This window comes from Streptomyces sp. STAM6 (assembly GCF_054963715.1).
Window position 1 is genome coordinate 1 of record NZ_JBUEFZ010000059.1, and the last position, 20,153, is coordinate 20,153.

At 70.6% G+C, this 20,153-nt stretch carries 15 protein-coding genes and 2 pseudogenes; 8 read left to right on the top strand and 9 right to left on the bottom strand.

Annotation, left to right across the window (positions count from 1 at the left end; translation table 11 throughout):
* Positions 1-564: 564 nt before the first annotated feature.
* Both ACY34K_RS32870 and ACY34K_RS32875 read right to left on the bottom strand, forming a co-directional pair.
* On the bottom strand, positions 565-1,131 hold the full coding sequence (locus tag ACY34K_RS32870) for a hypothetical protein (RefSeq protein ID WP_462753759.1): 567 nt from the start codon (positions 1,129-1,131) through the stop codon (positions 565-567).
* Positions 1,128-1,601, bottom strand: coding sequence for a PadR family transcriptional regulator (locus ACY34K_RS32875; RefSeq protein ID WP_462753761.1), 474 nt, complete (start codon positions 1,599-1,601; stop codon positions 1,128-1,130). Before ACY34K_RS32875 ends, ACY34K_RS32870 begins: the two co-directional genes overlap by 4 nt.
* A 391-nt stretch (positions 1,602-1,992) precedes the next feature.
* On the opposite strand from ACY34K_RS32875, the gene ACY34K_RS32880 reads away from it, so the two are divergent.
* Positions 1,993-2,199 (top strand): hypothetical protein, encoded by a 207-nt coding sequence (locus tag ACY34K_RS32880; protein ID WP_462753763.1) that lies wholly within the window; start codon positions 1,993-1,995, stop codon positions 2,197-2,199.
* A gap of 22 nt (positions 2,200-2,221) precedes the next feature.
* Here the strand turns inward: ACY34K_RS32880 and ACY34K_RS32885 are convergent, their stop codons facing one another.
* On the bottom strand, positions 2,222-3,592 hold the full coding sequence (locus ACY34K_RS32885) for a hypothetical protein (protein WP_462753765.1): 1,371 nt from the start codon (positions 3,590-3,592) through the stop codon (positions 2,222-2,224).
* Between the two features lie 673 nt (positions 3,593-4,265).
* Here ACY34K_RS32885 and ACY34K_RS32890 point away from each other — a divergent pair.
* Together ACY34K_RS32890 and ACY34K_RS32895 are read left to right on the top strand one after the other, a co-directional pair.
* Positions 4,266-4,421, top strand: a pseudogene (locus ACY34K_RS32890) (MFS transporter); the annotation flags it as partial.
* Positions 4,422-4,572: 151 nt separating this feature from the next.
* Positions 4,573-7,011, top strand: a complete 2,439-nt coding sequence (locus ACY34K_RS32895; protein WP_462753767.1) for a penicillin acylase family protein — start codon at positions 4,573-4,575, stop codon at positions 7,009-7,011.
* A 129-nt stretch (positions 7,012-7,140) separates the two neighbouring features.
* Here the strand turns inward: ACY34K_RS32895 and ACY34K_RS32900 are convergent, their stop codons facing one another.
* Positions 7,141-8,409: a hypothetical protein gene (locus ACY34K_RS32900; RefSeq protein WP_462753769.1), complete on the bottom strand. Its 1,269-nt coding sequence runs from the start codon at positions 8,407-8,409 to the stop codon at positions 7,141-7,143.
* Positions 8,410-8,857: 448 nt separating this feature from the next.
* The gene (locus ACY34K_RS32905; protein ID WP_462753770.1) at positions 8,858-9,496 is read right to left on the bottom strand and encodes a TetR/AcrR family transcriptional regulator; all 639 of its coding nucleotides are present in this window, start codon (positions 9,494-9,496) and stop codon (positions 8,858-8,860) included.
* Between the two features lie 67 nt (positions 9,497-9,563).
* Here ACY34K_RS32905 and ACY34K_RS32910 point away from each other — a divergent pair, with 67 nt between their 5' ends.
* Positions 9,564-11,168, top strand: coding sequence for an FAD-binding oxidoreductase (locus ACY34K_RS32910; protein WP_462753772.1), 1,605 nt, complete (start codon positions 9,564-9,566; stop codon positions 11,166-11,168).
* 374 nt (positions 11,169-11,542) lie between these two features.
* Here the strand turns inward: ACY34K_RS32910 and ACY34K_RS32915 are convergent, their stop codons facing one another.
* The 3 genes from ACY34K_RS32915 to ACY34K_RS32925 form a co-directional block, all read right to left on the bottom strand.
* On the bottom strand, positions 11,543-12,127 hold the full coding sequence (locus ACY34K_RS32915; protein WP_462753774.1) for an SUKH-4 family immunity protein: 585 nt from the start codon (positions 12,125-12,127) through the stop codon (positions 11,543-11,545).
* A gap of 688 nt (positions 12,128-12,815) precedes the next feature.
* Positions 12,816-13,622: an ATP-grasp domain-containing protein gene (locus tag ACY34K_RS32920; RefSeq protein WP_462753776.1), complete on the bottom strand. Its 807-nt coding sequence runs from the start codon at positions 13,620-13,622 to the stop codon at positions 12,816-12,818.
* An 84-nt stretch (positions 13,623-13,706) separates the two neighbouring features.
* On the bottom strand, positions 13,707-14,246 hold the full coding sequence (locus ACY34K_RS32925) for a YrhB domain-containing protein (protein WP_462753778.1): 540 nt from the start codon (positions 14,244-14,246) through the stop codon (positions 13,707-13,709).
* Positions 14,247-14,764: 518 nt separating this feature from the next.
* Here ACY34K_RS32925 and ACY34K_RS32930 point away from each other — a divergent pair.
* The 4 genes from ACY34K_RS32930 to ACY34K_RS32945 all read left to right on the top strand — a co-directional run bounded on the left by ACY34K_RS32930 (position 14,765) and on the right by ACY34K_RS32945 (position 19,567).
* Positions 14,765-15,517 carry a hypothetical protein gene (locus tag ACY34K_RS32930; protein ID WP_462753786.1) on the top strand — a complete coding sequence of 251 codons (753 nt, stop codon included), beginning with the start codon at positions 14,765-14,767 and terminating at the stop codon, positions 15,515-15,517.
* A gap of 500 nt (positions 15,518-16,017) precedes the next feature.
* Entirely contained in the window at positions 16,018-16,998 is a 981-nt protein-coding gene (locus ACY34K_RS32935) for a GNAT family N-acetyltransferase (protein WP_462753780.1), read from the top strand.
* Positions 16,999-17,718: 720 nt separating this feature from the next.
* Positions 17,719-18,012 (top strand): hypothetical protein, encoded by a 294-nt coding sequence (locus tag ACY34K_RS32940; RefSeq protein ID WP_462753782.1) that lies wholly within the window; start codon positions 17,719-17,721, stop codon positions 18,010-18,012.
* Positions 18,013-18,349: 337 nt separating this feature from the next.
* Entirely contained in the window at positions 18,350-19,567 is a 1,218-nt protein-coding gene (locus ACY34K_RS32945) for a WD40 repeat domain-containing protein (protein WP_462753784.1), read from the top strand.
* Positions 19,568-19,928: 361 nt separating this feature from the next.
* On the opposite strand, the pseudogene ACY34K_RS32950 reads toward ACY34K_RS32945, so the two are convergent.
* Positions 19,929-20,153 (bottom strand): annotated as a pseudogene (locus tag ACY34K_RS32950) (hypothetical protein); the annotation flags it as partial.

Here is a 20,153-nt window from a genome sequence, read left to right on the forward strand (position 1 = left end):
TGACGGTCCCGGTAGCCGTGCTCCACGGTTCGAGGAGGCGCTGCGGACCGCGTGGGAGGTCAAGGCGCACGCCCCGCACTGCCGGGTCATCTTCACCTGTACCAGATGGCGCGGCTCGGCCATGCACCGAAGCCGTCGAGCAGGCCCACGCCGACTTCGCCGTGCTCCAGGCCGGCGAAGTCCCGGACCGCATCTCGCCCCCTCTGACCGAGCGTCACCCTGATCACATAGAGCTACTTGTCACTGCGCCGTAGCTTCGGGAGAACAGGGCCGAGGCGAGGCGGGGCCGATGGTCGGGATGCTGCGGTCGCCGCGACCGGCCCGGGGGTGGCCGGCCTGCCGGCCGGTGTGGTGCGAGGCGACTGCGCTGGAACCACTCGGCCAGAGTGGTGCGTTTGGTGCGGTCGAGTCGCGGAGCCTTCCGCCGAAGAACGTGGGCAAGGCCCCTGCCGTACGGGGGCGGACGCACCACCGGAAAGGTCGTCCTGACGGTCGGTCACGAGGACAACCGCAGACGTACCACGGCCCCGGCTGTCGCTCGTCAAGGGCCGGGCCGGCGGACGGTCAGCTCGCGTCATCGGGTTCGGGCTTGCGTGCCCGGCCGTCGGCGATCGCGTAGGGCAGGCCGGGCAGGAGCAGCAGCGGCGAGATCCACAGTGGCAGGTGGAACAGGGGCTCGTCGCCGCCCAGAACCTTGGCGAGGATGGCGGCGGGAAGGCCGACGGCGAGCGCAACCAGCCAGCTCATGCCGAGGCCCAGGCCACCACGCCGGGTCTCCCACACCACCGTGAAGGTCGCGAGGACGGTCCAGAAGGCGATGTCGTCCGCGCCGACCGACAGGGTCGGGTTCCAGGTGATCAGGTGCCGTACGAGCAGCCCCACGCCGACCACGAACAGCACCATGGCCGCCACGCGCGGGACGCGGCGGGACAGCGGCGCCCGGGCCCGGGCCCAGGAGGCGGCGAAGGCGGTGACGTCGTCGCCGACGACGTCCCGGGCGGTACGCCCGGCGGCCCGCGCGTCCTCCAGGTGGGCGGAGAGTTCGGCCAGCATCTCGCGCACCGAGGCGTCGTCGATGCCCCGGTACTCCCAGTTGCTGCGGCAGACCGCGAGTATCCGCTCGTTCGTCACGATGTGCTGTCCCCCGTGGGTGCGGTGTCGGTACGGGCGCCCACGTCGGCGCCGGTCGGGAAGCCGGAGGCGGCTCCGGGTGCCGCTCCGGATGGGGCGTCGGTCCCGGCATCGTGTGCGGCGCAGGTCAGGATCCTGCTCACGGCCGGGGCAAAGCCGCGCCAGGCGACCCGGCCGCCGGCCAGCTCGGCGCGGCCCGCCTCCGTGAGCCGGTAGTACTTACGCGGGGCGCCGCCGCTGGCCGACGGGGCGCGGTACGAGGAAATGAGTCCACCCCGCTCCAGTCGGGACAGCAGGGGATAGATGCTGCCTTCCCGCACCAGATCGAGCCCGTTGTCGGCGAGTGCCTGGGTGAACTCGAAGCCGTAGCGTGGCCGATCGGCGATGAGGGCCAGCAGACAGACGTCGAGGACCCCGCGCAGGAGCTGACTGTGCCGCTGGTCGACGGCGTCGGGCGGCTCCTTGGTCATGCGGTACAAGATAGACAGGCAGCTATCTTGTACCGCAAGACAGTTGGGCGGACGGACGCGGGCGGACGCTGGTGCGGGACGAGAGCAACGCGCGGACGGAGAACGACGCCGCGACCCGCAGCAGCGTCTGGGTGGCCGGGCCGGCGAATCTGGCCCTCGGGGTGCCGGCGATGCTTCCGCTCGGCACGGGCTGGTGGCTGCTGACCGAGTTCCTGCCGATGGACTGCCACAGCGTCGAGGAGGCGAGGCACCCATCTCAGTCCGGCGTCCGGCACTACTGGCCTGTCCTTCTACGCTGCCGGACGATTCGGCCGGACCGAGGCCTGGCCGGCCCGGAGCGTACGCCGCACCGAGCCCGTATCGAACGCACCGCCGTACTCCGGTGGTGCCCGTGCAGGGACCACGGTCGTCGGCGTCCCGGGCAGCAGCGACGGTCACACCCGACGGCGGCGGCCGGCCGCTTCCGCACCGGGCATCCGCGGACACCGAGACCGCCGGGTCACCCGTCGGCGGCGGTACCGGCGCGCAGTCGGACCCGATGACGAAGGAGGAGTCGGCCGAGCAGCGCTCCCTGGACAAGCTCACCCGGCTCGACTGACGGCGGTCCCCGGCCGTGGCCCTCAGTCCGCCGGGACCTCCTCGCTCACGGCGTCGAGGAGTTCCGGCAGTGTCCCGGGGAAGCGCCGGATCAGCGAGTACATCGCGATCCACCGCTGCGGCCGGACTTCGCCCGCCGTCCAGCGGGCCAGCAGTGCGGCGGTCGCGACGTGCAGCGCGGCGCGGCCGCTCCACGCGGCGCGTTCGACGTCCGCGCACCCGGAGGCCTGGCCGACCCAGGAGGTGAGGACGCTTGCCGGGCGCACCAGGGCCGCCACGTCGGTGGCGGAAAGCAGGCCGCGTTCGATCACGGCGTCGAGGTGGTCGAGCGTCGGCCCGTCGGTGCCCCGGTAGCTGACGGACCAGGCCGCCAGCGTCTGCCGTGCCGACTCGGCCGTGTCGCCGAGGGGACCGGTGTCGCCCGGCGGATGCCACTCGGGCACCCACGGCGGTGCCTTGCGTGCGTCGGCGCGGGGCCCGACGGGCGGGGGAACGGGGGGTGGTGGCAGGGGCCGACCCGGACGCGCGGGGCGTCCGGTGCGCAGCACCACCGCGACCTCGGGCGGGCACTCCGGTCGTCGCATCAGCAGCCGGGCCGCCGGAAGGGGAAGCCTGGAGCCGAGGCGGGCGGCCGCGATCAGCGGCCAGTCGATCCTGTACGGCTCCTTCAGGATCGTCTCGTGCGCCCGTCGGGTCTCCCAGGTGCTCGGGGTGCGTCCGACCGCTCGCAGCCGCCGCAGGAGGGCGCCCGTGCCGAGCCAGTGCTCCTCCATGGTGTCGAGGTACGGCTCCGGGTGCGGCCGGCCACAGGCGTCGGCGATGTCGGAGGTCACCGGGTCCGTCGGCACGCCTGTCCGGGCCAGGAGTTCACGTACCCGTTCCGTGCCGCCGTGCCGCCGGACGGTTGCCCACGCGGCGGCGCGGGCGGTCGGCCCGGCGGCGTCACGCTGGTCGACCAGGGCGGCCGCGGCGAGGTCGGGGTCGCCCGAGAGCAGGGCGCGGCGGTGGAACGCGGGGTGGTGGTGTCGCCCGGCGGCGACGAGTGCCGGGGAGCGCAGTCGCAGGAGCCGCTCCGGCTCCTCGCCGAGTCGATGGTTGTCCACGAGCGCGGCGTCAACGGCGGGGTCGTCCAGGGCGACCAGGTCGAGCTGGGTCGTCTCGGCGCCCACGGCGGCGGCGAGCGCTGCGCGCAGCCGACTGCCGCCCCGCTCGGTGACACACCGGCTCACCTGCCGGGGCGGGTCGTGGCCGACGAAGAAGAGTGCCGCGTCCACGGACAGCCAGGTGTCCAGGACCGCTGTCCGCAGCCCGTACGGCACGAGCGTGGCCAGACAGTGCAGGTGGAACCGGAGCGTGCTCCGCTCGGTCTGGCTCATCTCCCCCGGCGCGCCCATGTCGTCGTCCCCCTTCCGCGGCCCGCAGCGGCCGACCTTACAAGGTCACCGCTCACGCCCTCCTTCTGCTTTTCGCTCGGCCGCGGGGCCACAGGAAAAGCCTCGGGCCTCGGGGCGTGGGCGAACGCGGCCCCTTTGTGACCGGTCGCGCCTGTATGACCGCTCGACGGCAGGCGGGCGGCAGCCGCCGGCGCCGCCCGGTATGTCCGCTCGCCCGGCGTGACGCCGCCGGTGTTCCCGTAGCAGAGGAACCGGTGGCCGGCCGCGCACCCGGGCGTCGGCGTTGCGAGCGTGGCCGGGGTGGAGGTGGTTGGCCGCCGAACGCGCCGCGGAGGAGCAGGCTGCTCGCCTACGGCCGACGAGGACAGCCGGCGAATGCCCGCACCCACGGCGGCGAGGGCCACCTGCATCACCGGCCGCCATCCCACGCTGCCTCGTCCCTCCCCCGGGCGGCTTCGTTGATTCTCTAGGAACAGCGTTTGGCGACCGGTTCCGTCGGCCCATTCGGTGCAGCCCCACGCAACCAGCCCCTTGCCGCCCGGCACGTAGACCGCATAGGGATCGATGGCGGAGAGGTCTCCGGACTTGTTGTCCTGGTCGACCGACACAGACCCGCCACCGTGCCAGGCAGTTGTGGTGGTGGCCCGACGTGACTTCAGCAGTCGGCCCACGGCCGCGTCTCGGCGACTTCCTCGCCCGCACGGTCACCGGCCTCACCTCCCCGGCCGTCGCCGTCACCGGCGGAGGCATCGCCTGCGTCCTCGCCGTGACACTGCTCGCCCTGCGCTCCCGCCGCTTCCTCCGGTACCACGCCGGCGACGCCACCCCATCGAACTGCTCCGCACGCCCCGGCCGACCGTGGTCGTACGACCGTGGAGCGACGTGCGGCACCCGGACCCGCCCACGGAGTGACGACAGGGCACGCCCTCGAATGAGTGCATGGAGCAACTCACCTTGTTGCACTCAGATTTGGGAGGACCATGCTGTTCCGCAACCCGTGGGCACGCCTCGCGCCGGCGGCCTTGGCCGTGCTGGCCACCGCCGCCGCCTCCCTGCCCGCCGCAGCGGCGCCGCAGTCGGCCGGAGCCGCCACGGGCGGGCCCCAGCGGCCCGCCGGTCACGGCCTGTCGGCCGAGATCCGCTACACCGAGTACGGCATCCCGCACATCAAGGCGAAGGACTACCCGAACCTCGGCTTCGGCACCGGCTGGGCACAGGCCGCCGACCAGGTCTGCGTGCTCGCCGACGGATTCGTCACCGTACGCGGTGAGCGGTCCCGCCACTTCGGGCCGGACGCAGCCCCGGACGGCTCCCTGTCGTCGGCGTCCAAGAACCTCTCCAGTGACCTGTACTTCCGCGGCGTGCGGGACGCGCACACCGTGGAGCGGCTGCTCGCCACCCCCGCGCCGGCCGGACCCGGCCGCGAGATCAAGGACCTGATGCGCGGCTGGGCGGCCGGCTACAACGCCTGGCTGAAGCAGAACCGCATCACCGACCCGGCCTGCGCCGGCAAGCCCTGGGTCCGCCCGGTGACCGCACTGGACGTGGCACGCCGGGCCTTCGCGCTCTCCGTCATGACCGGGGAGGGCGGCTTCACCGACGACATCACGGCCGCCCGCCCGCCGGCCGCCGGTGCGGCACGACCACCGGCCGCCGGCACGGCACGCGGGTCGTCCGCCGATCCGGCCCGGGCGGCGTCCGCGGCCCGGGCGCTGTTCGACCGGCAGGACGCCGACATGGGTTCCAATGCTGTCGCGTTCGGGGGTGGTACCACGGCGTACGGCGGCGGCCTGCTCCTCGGGAACCCGCACTTCCCCTGGCACGGCGCACGGCGCTTCTGGCAGTCGCAGCAGACCATTCCCGGCGAGCTCAACGTCTCCGGCGGCTCCCTCCTCGGCGTTCCGGTCGTCCAGATCGGCTTCACCGACAAGGTCGCCTGGAGCCACACCGTGTCGACAGGGGTGCCCCTGAGCCTCCACCGGCTCACTCTCGACCCGGCCGACCCGACGGTCTATCTGGTGGACGGCAAGCCGGAACGGATGACGAAGCGGACCGTGACCGTGCCCGTCGCGAACGGCGGAACCGGTGTGACGGGCACGCAGTGGTGGACCCGGTACGGCCCCGTCGTCACATCCCTGGAGTCCGAACTGGACCTACCGTGGACCACGTCCACGGCCTACGCCCTGAACGACCCCAACGCGGCCAACCTGCGCATGACCGACACCGCCCTCGCACTGGCCAAGTCCCGCACGACCCAGGAGATGTGGGGTGCGCTCCGTCGCACGCAGGGAATGGCATGGGCCAACACCGTCGCCGCCGACGAGGGCGGCCGAACGCTCTACGCCCAGGCGCAGGTGCTGCCGCGCATCACCGACGATCTCGTCCGTCGCTGCTCGACCGACCTCGGCCGGAGCGTCTACCCGGAGGCGGGACTCGCCGTACTGGACGGCTCCCGCGCCGACTGCGCCCTGGGCTCCGACCCGGACGCGGTCCAGCCCGGCATCTTCGGACCGTCCAGGATGCCGCGACTGCAGGATGCTCCCTACGTCGAGAACTCCAACGACAGCGCCTGGCTCACCAACGCCGACCGGCCGCTGACCGGATACGAACGAGTCTTCGGCACCATCGCCACCCCGCGCTCGCTGCGCACCCGGGGCGCGATCCAGGATGTCGCGGCGATGGCGGAGCGTGGCGGGCTGACAGTGGCCGACCTGCAGCGCCAGCAGTTCGCGAACCGCGTGCCGGTCGCCGAGCTGGTCGCCGACGACGTGATCGAGGCCTGCCCGGCCGCCCTGCCCGACAACCCGGAGGCCTGCGAGACGCTCCGGCGCTGGGACCGCAGGATGGACACCACCAGCCGGGGCGCCCTGCTCTTCGACCGCTTCTGGTCCCACTTCCACGCCGCACGGCCCGGACAGATCTGGAAGGTGCCGTTCTCCGCGGCGGACCCCGTCCGTACGCCGAACGCCCTCGACACCTCCGCGCCGGCGGTTGCCGGAGCACTGCGCAAAGCCCTGGTCAGGACCGTCGACGAGCTGCGTTCGGCGCGCATACCGCTCGACGCTCCGCTCGGTGACCACCAGTTCGTGATCCGAGGCGACGCACAACGCATCCCGGTCCACGGCGGGGTCGGCGCGCTCGGCGTCTGGAACATGACGGTGCCCGTGTGGGACGCCGCCGGGGGCGGCTACACGGAGGTACGCCACGGCTCGAGCCACGTCCAGGCGGTCGGCTGGGACGGCAGCCGGTGCCCCGTCGCCCGGACGCTCCTCACCTACTCCCAGTCGTCGAACCCCGTCTCCCCGCACTTCGACGATCAGACACGGCTGTACTCCCAGGAGCGGTGGGTGACGGCCCGCTTCTGCGAGAAGGACATCCTCGGCGACCCGCAGCTCCGGGTGGTACGCATCCGGGACTGACGGGAACGCGGGCGGCGCGCACCACTCGGTGCGCGCCGTCCGCGCGAGTCCCCCTTCGGAGCAGGTGGGCCGCCGTGAGCGAGTCGCCCGCCGCTCAGAACACTCGCCGCCTCAGGGCATTCGTCCCCTTCACATCAGCGTCCCGGCCTCCTCGAAATCGGTGAGTGCCTCGCCGTGGAGGTGTTCCGCCACGAGCATGGTCGCCCTGTCTGTCAGTGCCCTGGCGAGCGCGACGGAGCCCCGTTCCCGGTCCACCTCCGCCCAGCGGCGCGCGGCAGCGACAGACTCGTCGAACACCGATCGCAACCGGTCCGGATCGCAGGGCGTGCACGCCTCCCAGTCGATGGCCGACCGGATCGACAGTTCGCGCCGCAAGGCAACCAACTCGGCAAGGCGGGCATCCGGGCCGGCGCCCGCATCGGCCGGTACCACGAGAGACGCGAGGTCTTTCTCCAGCTCCGCGATGCCGTCCGCGTACTGGCCTCTGAGGTCGGGCGACCAGTCCAGGAACGGCAGGCCCCACGCCGGCGAAGGCCCTTGTGCCGGCCGTTCGTCCGGAAGCCGTGACATGGCGAGCAGGGTGACCCACCAGGAAGTGATGCTGCTCCAGCTCTTGCGCTCACCCGAAGCCGCGAGCTCGGCCAGCAGCACACCGGCCTCCCGCCACGCCGCCTTCGCTTCCCGCTTCCGCTCCTGGCCGGCGAGCATGCCGGAGAACCGGACGAGTGCCCACAAGAGGAGGGCCAACGCGGCCCGGCCCTCGTGGACGCGCGTGCGCGTGGCGATCACGTACTCCCCGAACGCGTCGATCGCGGCAGAGTGGGAGCCGCTTGCCTCCAACTCACCCACCCACGCCGCCACGGACCAGAACGAGGAGCCGGCCCCGGGGCCCTCCGACCGCCGGCTCTCGACGATCCGCCCGAAGGCGTCCGCCGCTTCCGGGTGCCGTCCCTCCTCGGCCCACGCCCTGGCCACTGCGGACAGCCCGTACACCGGACTCTCCACGTGCCCGGCCTCGAAGCCGCGGCGCCCGACGTCGGACATCTCCTCGCACACCGCGAGTCCCTCGGCCCGCCGGCCGAGGTCGTACAACTGCCATCGGTAGCTGTCCAGCGCCTCCACGAGAAGCGCGGTGCGCCGCGGGTCCGACTCGTCCATCCGCCGGGCCGCCGCGACCGCCTCCAGTCGCAGGGCCAGTCCGATCTCCGGCCGGTCCCGGAAGTCCCAGGCGTGCGACTGCAGCGCCTTCGTCAGCCGGGGCAGATAGGCCGCCGGGCTCACCCGCCCCAGCACCCGGTACGCCTCGATCTCCTCGCCGATCGTGGGTCGGCGGGATCCGAGCAGCATCGTTCGCGCCCTCAGCACCGCATCGTGGTCGATGTCCTCGGAATGATTCATGACGGCGATTCTCAGAGCCGTCCGACCAGTTGGACAATGGTCCTGAGCTGTGCCATTCGTCCTACAAAAACACTCTCCGACCTGTCATGATTGATGTGTCGTCACCCCCTTGGGGCCATCGGGCGGGCAGCCGCCCACCGAATCACGCGGAACGCCGGACAGGCGGGTGGCCGATTGCCACTCGCGCCATGATCAGTGCGGCGGCCACGACCTCTTCCGCATCGCCGGCTCTCCTTGATCCACCAGGACAGGGGCTCCTCATTCCCCGCCCCGCGTCATCACCAGGGGCGCCCACCGGAAGTTCGCATGGCAGCGCGGAGCTTGGTCGGTGCCCGGCAACGCAGCCGGGCACTCCCGTTCCGGCGGAGGTCTCACGCGCCCGCACACCCGAGGCCGGCTCCGCCCACCCGAGTGACCTGCCGACGGGCGGCGCGGGCGAATGTCCGGCTCACGTGTCGACGTCGCCGGTGGCGAGTGTGGCGCGGCCGGCCGCGAAGAGCCGTGCGCAGCGTTGCGCCATGGCCTCGGGTGTCTGGTCGGGGTGATTGACCCACCAGCGGACCAGAGCAGTGCACAGGCCACGCCAGGCGTACGTGAGGGCGTCGGCGTCGAGGGGGTCACTCGATCCGACCGTGTGCAGGAGGTCGGCCGCGCCGATCGCGGCGAGGTCGTCGATGGCGCCGCGGTAGTGCGCCGCGCACCGGGCGGCGTCACTGTCGGGCGGCAGCGTGGCGTCGTAGAGGACGAACCATGCTTCGCGTTGCCCGTCGAGTGCGGTGAACAGGGCATGCAGCACGCGGAGCGACGTGGGCGGAGCGCCGGTCGGGTGTTCGGCCATTGCGGCGCGGATGGCTGTCAACAGCCTGTCGCCGACGGGGTTCAGGCAGGCGAGGTAGAGGTCTTGTTTGCTGCCGAAGTAATGGTGCAGCAGTGGTTTGGTGACCCCCACGCGAGCGGCGATGGTGGCCACCGTGGTGGCCTCGTAGCCATGGCGGCCGAACTCCTGGGTGGCCGCGGCCAAGACCTGTCGTTCGCGTGCGGCCCTGGGCACGCCCTTTGTGCCCGCCCTGGAGGGAAGCGTTGTCATGGACGCGATATTACCCTAGGGTAATTTTCCGTTGGGTCACATACATGGACTTGCTGGGAGCACCGTCATGCCTGCCAACCCGTCCAACCCCGGCGCCTTCCCCACCCGCTCCTGGTGGGGCTGGGGCTACACGCATGCCCACCCCGACGACGCGGAATGCGCAGCCCTGGGCGCCCTCCTGCCCGGCACTCTGGCCCGCCCGCTGCCGATACCGCAGGTCGCCGACCTGCCGATCGCCCGCCCCCGCGCAACACCGCCACCCGCTCTGGCGCACCTGTTCACCGCCGATCCCGAAGCACGCGCCGCCCACGCCATGGGTAAGGCCTACCGCGACATCATCCGGGCCCTGCGCGGCCGGCCCGGCCGGATCCCCGACCTGGTGGCCCGCCCGACCAACGACCAGGACGTGGCCGATGTGCTGGACTGGGCCGGCGGGCACGGCGTGGCCGTCATCCCCTTCGGCGGCGGCTCGTCGGTGGTGGGCGGCGTGGAGTACCGCGGCGACGCCCACCACACCGTGCTGTCGCTCGATCTGACCTCGATGGACCGCGTCCTGGAAGTCGACACGGCCGGCCGCTCGGCCCGCATCCAGGCCGGCGCGCTCGGTCCCGTACTGGAAGGGCAGTTGCGGCCCCACGGCCTCACCTTGCGCCACTTCCCCCAGAGCTTCGAGTTCTCCACCCTCGGTGGTTGGCTGGCCACCCGAGCAGGAGGCCACTACGCCACCAACCGCACGCACATCGACGACTTCGTGCAGTCCCTGCGCGTGATCACGCCCGCCGGAGTCAGCACGTCCTGGCGGCTGCCCGCGTCCGGCGCCGGACCGTCTCCCGACCGCCTGTTCCTCGGCTCAGAGGGCGCGCTCGGCGTCATCACCGAGGCGTGGTTGCGCCTGCAGGAGCGCCCGCGCCACAAGGCATCGACATCCGTGGCCTTCACCGACTTCCATCAGGCGCTGGACGCGGTGCGTGCCCTCGCCCAGTCCGACCTCGCCCCGGCCAACTGCCGCCTGCTCGACCCCGGCGAGGCACTGCTGGCCGGGGCCTCGCGCGACGGCTCCGCCGTCCTGGTCCTCGGCTTCGAATCCGCCACGGCCCCCGTCGATGACCGCCTTGCCGGCGCCCTCGACCTGGCCCGTGCCCACGGCGGCCGCGGCGGGGCTCCCACGGCGCACCACGACGCCCCGGCCGACGCGGCCGTGAGCGCCTGGCGCTCCGCGTTCCTCCGCATGCCGTACCTGCGCGACGGCCTGGCCCGCATGGGCGCCGTGATCGACACTTTCGAGACCGCCGCCACCTGGGACACGATTCCCGCCCTGATCGACGCCGTGCGCACCCAGGTCGGTGCCGCCGCCCTGAAAGCCACCGGACACCAGGCCACCATCAACTGCCGCCTGACGCATGTGTACCCCGATGGCGCCGCCCCCTACTTCACCGTCGCCGTCGCCGGCCGCCCCGGCGACGAGGTCGAGGTCTGGGACGACATCAAAGCCGCCGCGGTCGACGTGCTGCACCGCTACCGCGCAACCATCACCCACCACCACGCCGTCGGCCGCGACCACCGCCCGGGATACGACCTCCAGCGCCCGGAGCCCTTCGCGCTGGCGCTGCGAGCCGCCAAGGACGCCCTCGACCCCCATCACATCCTCAATCCGGGAGTGCTGATCGACTGACGAGAAGGCGCCACAGACAGGCAAAGCCGGCGGCCCGTTCTTCCCCTCAGTCCGGCCCAGGCGCCGGCCCCGGTCACCGAGGGACCGGTCCGTCCGCCGCTCGCCGGCCCACGACCGGACGCAGAGGCAGCGACACCTGGGCAGAATTCCATGCACGCCCCGCCCACTGCCGCGCCCCTGGGCCCCCGCCCCGGTCACCTCCCGCCACACCAGGGTCAACAGCTTCACCCCGACCGGACGCGACGATCGCTGCCGCGATCGATGGGCGCCTCCCCCATCGGCGCAGTTCGTGTCAGCATCCCGGAGGTGCTGATGATCGGCGGCACCATGCCCGGGCCAGGGACCCAGTGACTTCGTCCTCGTCGGCTGCGCTCTCAGCCCAGACACCCGAAGATTTCGTCCCAGAACGCAGAGTCGTCCACATCGGGTTCCTGGGCGATCATGTGCCGCCGAAGCTCGGTGACGGCGGCCGCGCGTACGGCATCGTCGGCCGACTGCAGGGCGTCACTCGACTCGGCGATCAGCCCGAGGAGCACGGCCAGCGTGGGAAGGTCGTCGGCGGCTGGCCCCTTCCATCCGGCCCCGTGATCCCATCCGTTGGGGTCGTAGTGGGTGATGCCACCGTCCTCGGCGCCGAGCATCAGATTCTGGTCGAACCACGTGGCGACCGCGAAGCAGAAGTTCTCGGGCGGGGAGTCGTCGTCGGGATAGCGTTCCCCATAGATTTCGTCGGCATCGAACGGTTCCATCCCGTCCTCGTCCCGCAAGTGCCTCGTGTCGATCCCCACCACATCAAGGTGGACTGCGGGAAAACCGACCGTGAGCAGAAACTCCCTCGACCCGGCGTGGGTGAGCTCGGCCGGCAGAGCGGCCTCGTCCGGTTGCCAGAGCGAGCCTTTGCCCAGCCGTTCCTCCAGCCATCGCGCATCCGGTATCAGCGGAAGGTCCTTGCTCTTCACCGCGTCGCCCCCTATGAGTTGTGTGCACTTGATCATTACCGGACCCAGTCAAGCGCCCGGCCGGGCCGGCCGCGGCGGCCGCGACCGGCCCGGCGGGCGAAAGGCTACCGAAGTGATGGCCTGGCCTGACGCCTCGCGCCCCCGCGTCCGTGCTGATCCGGTGAGTCACGTGGAGAGCCCTGGGGGCGGCGAAGCCCGACCTGGGCACCGATGCGGGCGGATCGACAGGCGGGTCCCGCATGGCGCGCGGGCCCGCTGTTCCCGTGTGGCTCAGTCGCAGTAGCCCTGTCCGAAGCACCGGCGATCCGTCTCGGTGAGATCGGTACGTGGCGCTCCTCGGCCGCCTCCGGAAGCCGCACTACCCTGATGGAGAGCAGGAGTTCGGCCAAATCCCGGCGGCCCGTGGACAGGTGCCGCTCGTGCCGCAAGCGGCGGTCCATGTCGCTCCGGTGCCTCCACGACCGCACGACAGCGGCACCCCGCCCTCTCCTGTGTCTGGTGCGACAAGGGTGTCCCGGAGTGCTTCCAATGCCTTTCAGCAGCGCCCGGCGGCGTTCAGCCGGACGTGGTCAGGCGGCTCTGACAGGTCGCGGCGATGGCCGCGGCGATCCCCGGCATGTCGGGCTGCCAAGTGGGGTTGCAGTTCACCTCGCACACGGTGAACGAACCATTCTCTTCGAACAAGAGGTCAATACCGGCGACGGCCCAGGCCGATGACCCCGGCCGCCCGGACGGCGAGGGTCTCCGCCTCGGGATACCGGCCGGTGCAGACGGTGTGTTTGCCGCCTTGCGCGAGGTTGGAGACGAGGCGGTCGTCGCTGGCGGTGCGGACGGCGGCGGCCACGGCCCGGCCATCGACGACGATCACCCGTAAGTCCCGGCCGTGGGAGTGGGCGACGTACCGCTGGAAGAGATACGGGCACCGGTCGTCCAGGCTGCCTGCCACGCCACGTAGCCACGTCGCGCCGGGGGCGAGGAAGACCCGTCGTCCGCGGTGGCCTCGCACGGCTTTGACCACACACGGCTCCGGCACCCCGGTGTCGAGTACGTGCTCCACAGGTGCATCGGTGTGGGTGCGGGTGTCAGGGACCGGGATGCCGGCAGCGGAAAGCTGTTGCAGTTGCCAGAACTTGTTCACGGAGGCGAGCACCGCCTCGGCGGGGTTGACCAGTCGCGTGCCCATGGCGGCGAGATGCCGCAGCAAAGTGACTTCCCTGTCGGCCGACAGATGGGGTGTCGACAGGCGGGCGTAGGCCACAGCGGGGGCCGGGACGGGCCGGCCACTGGTGTCCACGAGCGTGAGACGTCCGTCTTCCACACCGAGCACCAGCCGGCTGCTGTGGACGACCACGGCCCGGCGGCCGAGCTGCGTGGTGAAGGCGGCGACAAGGGAAGAGGTGACCGGCCCCGGGTTCCTGGCCGCGGCACGGTCGGTGCCGCCGTGAAGCCCTGAGCACAGCAGCAGCCACGCGCGTCCGTCATCCGCCGATGCCACGGGCGTCCGGAGCTCACTCAGTGATTATTAGTGCCCACCCACACGGGCTCGGTCCGGGTCTCGACGCCTCGGACCGTGCCTCCTCTACTGGACTGGACCAGCCAGCGTTTCGATGGGCAGAGGCGGCCACTTCGGCTCCTTCCGGGTGAGGCTTGCCAGTTCCTCCGGTGGTTCGGCGCCGTCGCGCACTGTCATGACGTAGGCCTTTGCCTCCGCCAGGCTCAGTCGCGGGGCCTGCTTGCGCAGGTGGCTCATCGCCGCCACGACGCCGGCGGAGTGGACGAGCACGCGCACGGCGGAGGCCAATGGATCAGGCGGTCTTATGCCTTTGATCTGCAGGAGGTAGCGCTCCTCCCAGCCCTCTTCCGACCACCAGGCGTCGGGGATGTAGTGGATGCTGCCGTCGTGGCGATCCACCAGGCAATGGCCGCCGCTCATGAGGCTGTTGCGCCTGTCTCCGGTGCGGGCGTACTCCGCCGTGTTCCAGAAGGAGAGCCAGCCGACCGAGTGTTCCTCCACGTGGTAGACGGCCAGCTCGGGGGCCGGCCCATTCCATGGCCAGGTCAGCCGCTCTGTGGCCAGGAAGGATTCGACGAGCTCGACGGCGCGTTCCTTGGAGATCACACTCTCATCATTCACCACCAGGCAAGCAGTTTTCGGCATGCTGCGCCTACTGAGAAGTGCGGAGCCCGGTGGGCGCTGGAGGGGGCACACGCGCAGGATTGGTACGGCGTGGTGATCAACGGCATTCTCTGGCAGCGGACCGGTACCCCGTAGCAAGACCTACCGGCCCGCTGACCGGACTCGACGGCGTGCCGCCGGGGGGGGCTCGCACACGGCACCTCCCCCGGGCGGCGAGCTTCGCCCACCGCCGCCGCAGAGGCGGCATGGGGAGCGCCGCAATTCGATGACACGATGTTCAGGCCGCGCGGAGAAGCCGGGCGAACGATCAATGCCGCACAAAGGCTTCCTGCCGTGGCAAACTCGTTGCGACAGAGCCGGGGTACGTCGTCACGGCACTGTGACTGTCGCCGCTCCACGCCGCCGGCTCGGCTCCTGACTCCCCAGACCCCTGCAATGGCATGGCTGATAATCTGCAACCTTCGCCGGTCACCCGGACGGAGTTCCCCCGGCAGGTCGTCATGTCCCAGGTCCACCAGCGGCTCACCGCAGCACTCGACAGCCTGGACCGTGTATTTGCGGACGAGGAGCCCTTTCCGGTCGAGGGGTGCACCTATTGCTACGGCGAGCAGCATTTCGCCGAGCTCTCCGGACCACTGCACCTGATCTCCGACGACATGGTGTCCGCTGTCGCCATGGAGGTGCCCAGCCACTGGAACGACTTCCCACGCCTCTTCCGCCGTGTGACCCCACGCATCGTCCGCGCCGTCGTCACAGGCTCGTTCCACGTCGACGAGAACCTCATCGCCACCCGCTTGCGGGAAGCGGCTTGGACAACGTGGGACAAGCCCTTGGCCGATGGCCTCCACGACGTCTGGTCCGCCTGGTGGCGGGCCACCCTGCACACCCACCCCAGCCCCGTCCCTGTCTGGGAAACGCTCAGCCTCATCACCGTGGCCACGGGCACCTTGCGTCCCTGGCTGGACGTGTGGGCCGCCACCCGCACGCCAGCCGCCGACGCCCATCTGACGGACCTCGTGGACGAGGTGATGGTCGAGTTCGGGATCACCGACTTGCACATGGGCTTCTACGACGAGTACCACGCCACCCCGGAGTTGCTGGACTGGCTCCTCACCGGCGCACGCGACCGCGTCGACGACGCACGCCTGGACGATCCGTACCTCCTTGCGCACCACCGGGCGGCGACCCACCGCGACTCGTCGGACACGCCCTGGTCGTCCGAGGTACCCGGGACGCGGGGTCGGCGGGCTTGAGATGTGCGGATCCGCCGAGTCTTCGGGCACCGACCTCAACCCGGTCGAGGGCTTCCGGTCCGTCCTGAGAGGCACCGCCGTGGCCAATCGCGCCTTCCCCGACAACTTGATCACTGCCGTCCGACGCGGCCTCCGCCGGCTCCAGTACCGCCACCGACGTCCTCGACGGCTGCCTCACCGGCACCGTCCTCCGACGCCGGCCACCATGGCGACATCACCCATTCAAGGTCGAGAGGCCATGGCGGGCCCCAATAGTTCGCTGAGCGTACTTGTCGAGCCGATGAGCCGTGGCGGGGCGAGGCGGTGGAGCAGGCGCAGTCGGCGCTCCTCCGGCTCCTCAGAGGCCCCCGGTCGGACCGGGTCGTCGACCGGCTGGAAGACGGCCGCCCCGTCGTCGGGGAACTCGGCCGGTTGATCCTTGGGGTACCGCCGGACCTGTCGCTTCGCCCGCGGCGCACGTCCGTGGTGCGATGGAACTGGGGGCGGAAAGGAGAGCGATCATGCCCGCAGCGAAGCGAACGAGTGTCGCCGCCACGGTGTCGGTCCGCCCGCTGGTCGAGCTGGACCTGGACCGGGCCGACGAGATCTTCAGGGTCGCCTTCGGGACCTTCCTCGGGGCCCCTGAGCCGGAGACGTTCTTCGGGGCCGCCGACTACGTCCGCACCCGCTGGGCGGCAGATCCACACGCGGCCTTCGCGGCGACCGTCGAGGGCGAGGTCGTCGGATCGGTCTTTGCCGCCAACTGGGGCAGCGTCGGGTTCTTCGGCCCGCTGACCGTACGTCCGGATCTCTGGGACCAGGGCATCGGCAGGCGTCTCATGGAGCCGGTCATGGCCTGCTTCGACACCTGGGAGAACCGTCACCTCGGCCTGTTCACCTTCTCGCACAGCCCCAAGCACCTCGAGCTCTACCGCCGGTACGGTTTCTGGCCCCGATTCCTTACCGCCGTCATGAAGAAGCAGGTCGCCGTCACCGCCGGTGCGACAGTGCCCGGCCGAGTGCTGTACGGAGAGCTGACCGCCGCTGAGCGGCCCGACGCATTGAGCCTCAGTCGCGCGCTGACGGGGGCTGTGTACGAGGGCCTGAGCCTGGAGCGCGAGATCGTGGCGACACAGGCGCAGGGGCTTGGTGACACCATCCTCCTGGAAGGCACCGGCTCCGACCTCGACGGTCTGGCTGTCTGCCACTGCGGAGCGGGGTCGGAGGCCGGTGAGGAGGTGTGCTTCGTCAAATTCGGTGCCGTACGCCCCGGCCCGGACGCCGCGGACCGGTTCGACCGACTGCTGAATGCGTGCGAGCAGCTGGCCGCCGAGAAGGGACTGGGGCAACTGGACGCCGGAATGAACCTGGCCCGCCAGGATGCCTACCGGCGCATGGTCGACCGCGGTTTCCGTACCTGGCTGCAAGGCGTGACCATGCACAAGCCCAACGAACCCGGCTACAGCCACCCGGACGCCTACGTGATCGACGACTGGCGCTGAGTCCCCCGCCGTACCCGGCTTCGGGGAAGGCCCGGTGCCGTGAGACGACTGACACCGGGACTCCAGGCTGAACGACCTGTCGCTGACCGCCCATCACCGTTGTGCTTGACCTCATCGGCACATCGCAGGGATGACGAGACGTCAGCCCCTACGGCACCGCGCTTGGAAGGACCGAAACCGGACATTGAGTTCCACGCCGGGCTGCGGATGCATCGGAACGCCGGCATGCGCGGTGTCCTGGTCTCCCCCGGAGCGAGGCGCAGCGACTTGGCCAGGGCATGGGCGACCGGCGGCCGTGGGGGCCGATTCCTGTGCGCTCGGAGTTCAACGGACTGACGCCGCGACAACGCGAAACCGGCCGGGGGCACTTCGGTGCAATGAGATGCAGATCACATGGAGTCGCTTCCGTGTGCCCAGCGTGTCCACGAGTTCCTCTCCCCCCTCATCCCTGTGTCCCGAATCGCATGATCGGCAACCTCTGACCCTCTGAATGCTTCCCTTTCTGTCACGCTCCGTGAGTGATCAGGGTGGTGCGCGATTTCGACAAACCGCTTGCCGAATGATCACCCTGAAATATGCTCGGCGAGTCCCGTTCGACGCTTACCTGCGCTGTTCCGGTGTCCTGTATGGAAAGAGGAACCAATGGTCAATTCGCTCGCTCGCATAGCAGTGGCCGGTGCGGCCGTCGCTTCGGTGGTCGCCGGCACGGCGTCTCCGGCAATGGCTGACGCCCGTGTCTCCAACAAGACCATCTCCCTCCCCGGCGGCCGGGGCACGATGACGTTCATCGACGACGGGGACATGTTCAAGGTCTGCGACACCAAGGCAGACGGCCACGGCGTCTCGGGTCGCCTGGTCGACAACACGTACAACGAGAAGCTGTACATCACCGACGGCGGCGACGCCGGATGCGACAAGGACGGCTACAACGTCGGTCAGTCCGGTTCGTACCAGATGCAGCTCTCGTGGGACGGCGACGGCTACGCCGTGAAGTCCGAGTGGTTCAACGAATAGTCCGGCGATCCGGACCGGCGCACAGGGAACACACTATTCCGCATACAAAGCGTGTCACGTCGTTTGCTGCGCCGAGCGGCATGCGTGACCCGCGGTGCACCGGAGAACCTGCTTATTGCCCTCGCAGAGCGACTTTCGCGAAGCGGGGGCAATATCCCGCTCGGCGTGCCGCGATCCGCGGTCACGGAACTCGTCACCCGATAAGTTCCCGCCCGGCACCTCGGCAGCACGAGGCACTGCTCGCCGGCCACACCTCACAGGCACTCCGCAATCGGCGAGACCGGAATTCTGGCCACCGCTTATCCGCCCCGAACCTGTCTCCCGTGGAGGTACGGCTGTGAAACCCGAAGAGCTCCGCGAAGCGCACGAGGAAAGCGGGCAGAAAGTGCGGTCGCCCGGTGTCGTCACAGAGCGGGTGCCCCGGTCGCCGCGCCGCCTCCCCACACGCAAGGTCGCGGTGGCCGGCGTCATCGCGGCCCTCGTCGCGGCCGCCGCCGCGGTGATGCCGGCCGTGGACGGCAGCGAAACGCCGGCGCGGCCCGATGGTGGGCTCGACCTCCCGGACACAGCGGCCCGTCCGGATCAGTCGCCGCCGCAGGAGCTGATCGCCGCGGGGAGGGTCGCCGTCTCGGCGTACTACACGGCAAGAGCCGTGAAGCAGCCGAACGGGGACGGGATAGTCACGTACGAATGGAATCTGCTCAATCCGGCCACCAAGCGTTACGAACGGACCGACTGGGCATGGCTGGATGTCGCCCCCGGGCTGCGGACCGCCGCTGTGCTGGAGCGCGATCTGCCGGCCGACCGCATCGGAATGCTGAACCTGACCACGGGCAAGGTGGAGCGCTGGATCGACGTCGACAAGACTGTCGGTGGTGTGCAGTTCTCGCCCGACGGCAAGCGTCTGGTTGCGACGACGTACGGCCTCAACCCGGACGGCCTCTTCAAGGACGCCTTGCAGCAGGTGAACGACAAGAAGGTGCCGGGGCCGAAGCCCAGCCGCACCGGCTACTACGTCATCGATGTCGCCTCAGGCCGGGCCGACTTCACCGCACGGGCGCCCAAGAAGGACGATCGCGGATTCACCGCCGGCGGGCGTCAGGACTTCACCTGGAACCATGATGGTGAGCTGCTGTGGGAACCCTGGCACAACAAGCAGGGCAGAATCTATCTCGACGTGAACGGCAAGGAGACGTCGGCCCCGAAGCAGGAGGAGTTCCTGAGCCACGCGGAAGCGGGTCTGTCCCCCGACGGGACCCTGGCCGCCGGCACCATGCCGGAAGATGACGACCGGATCGTCTCCGAGGTACTGGACGCGAGGACCGGCGAGCGGGCCGCGATCGTCCCCGGCCAGCAACTGCTCGCCTGGGCTGACGGCAGGCACCTCATCGCCTGGCGCTGTGACCCGAAGCAGTGCGCCCCCGGCAAGGGCGAGTTCCGTAACCAGCTGATTTTGGTCGCCCTCGACAGCCAGAAGGTGACCCCGCTCTCCGGCTTCAGGAAGGCGGACCTCCATGACGACGGCCGCTGGACCCCCGTGTTCACCGAGCGCTGACCGTCACTGCGGCGACGCCGAGCCTGTCGGCGCCGACGCCGGGACGGCCGCGGCACCGTACGTCGGCGGGCCGCGGCCGTGACGCCCCGGAGGGGCGCACCGAAGGCGGACGAGTACGCTCGCGCCCCGTACTCGCGGGCGGCCCCCTCACGCGCTCGTGTCGATGGCTCGTGCCAATGGTGCGACACACACGCCGCGCGGAGAGGGCCGATCCTGCTTCCGGCGGTCAGGCCGACGCGTGACGGTGGCTGCCAAGAGAAGCGGAATTCTTCATTCTGAACCCACAGCCTCGCGTCACCGCGCAGGAATATTGCATTCCGCCGCACGCGATGGGCGGCCGGCGATTGACCCGCATTTCGGGCTACTCGTTGAACCGCTCGGACTTCACCGTGGCGCCGCCGCCGTCCCACGCGAGCCACATCTCGTACAGCTCATTGAACCCGTTGCCGATGTTGTAGCCGTCCTTGTCACAGCCGGCGTCCCCACCATCGGTGATGGTAAGGCGCACGGTGTTGCTGCCACCAGGGTAAACCTGTACCAGCTCACCGGTGACACCATGACCGTCGGCCTTGGTGTCGCAGACCTG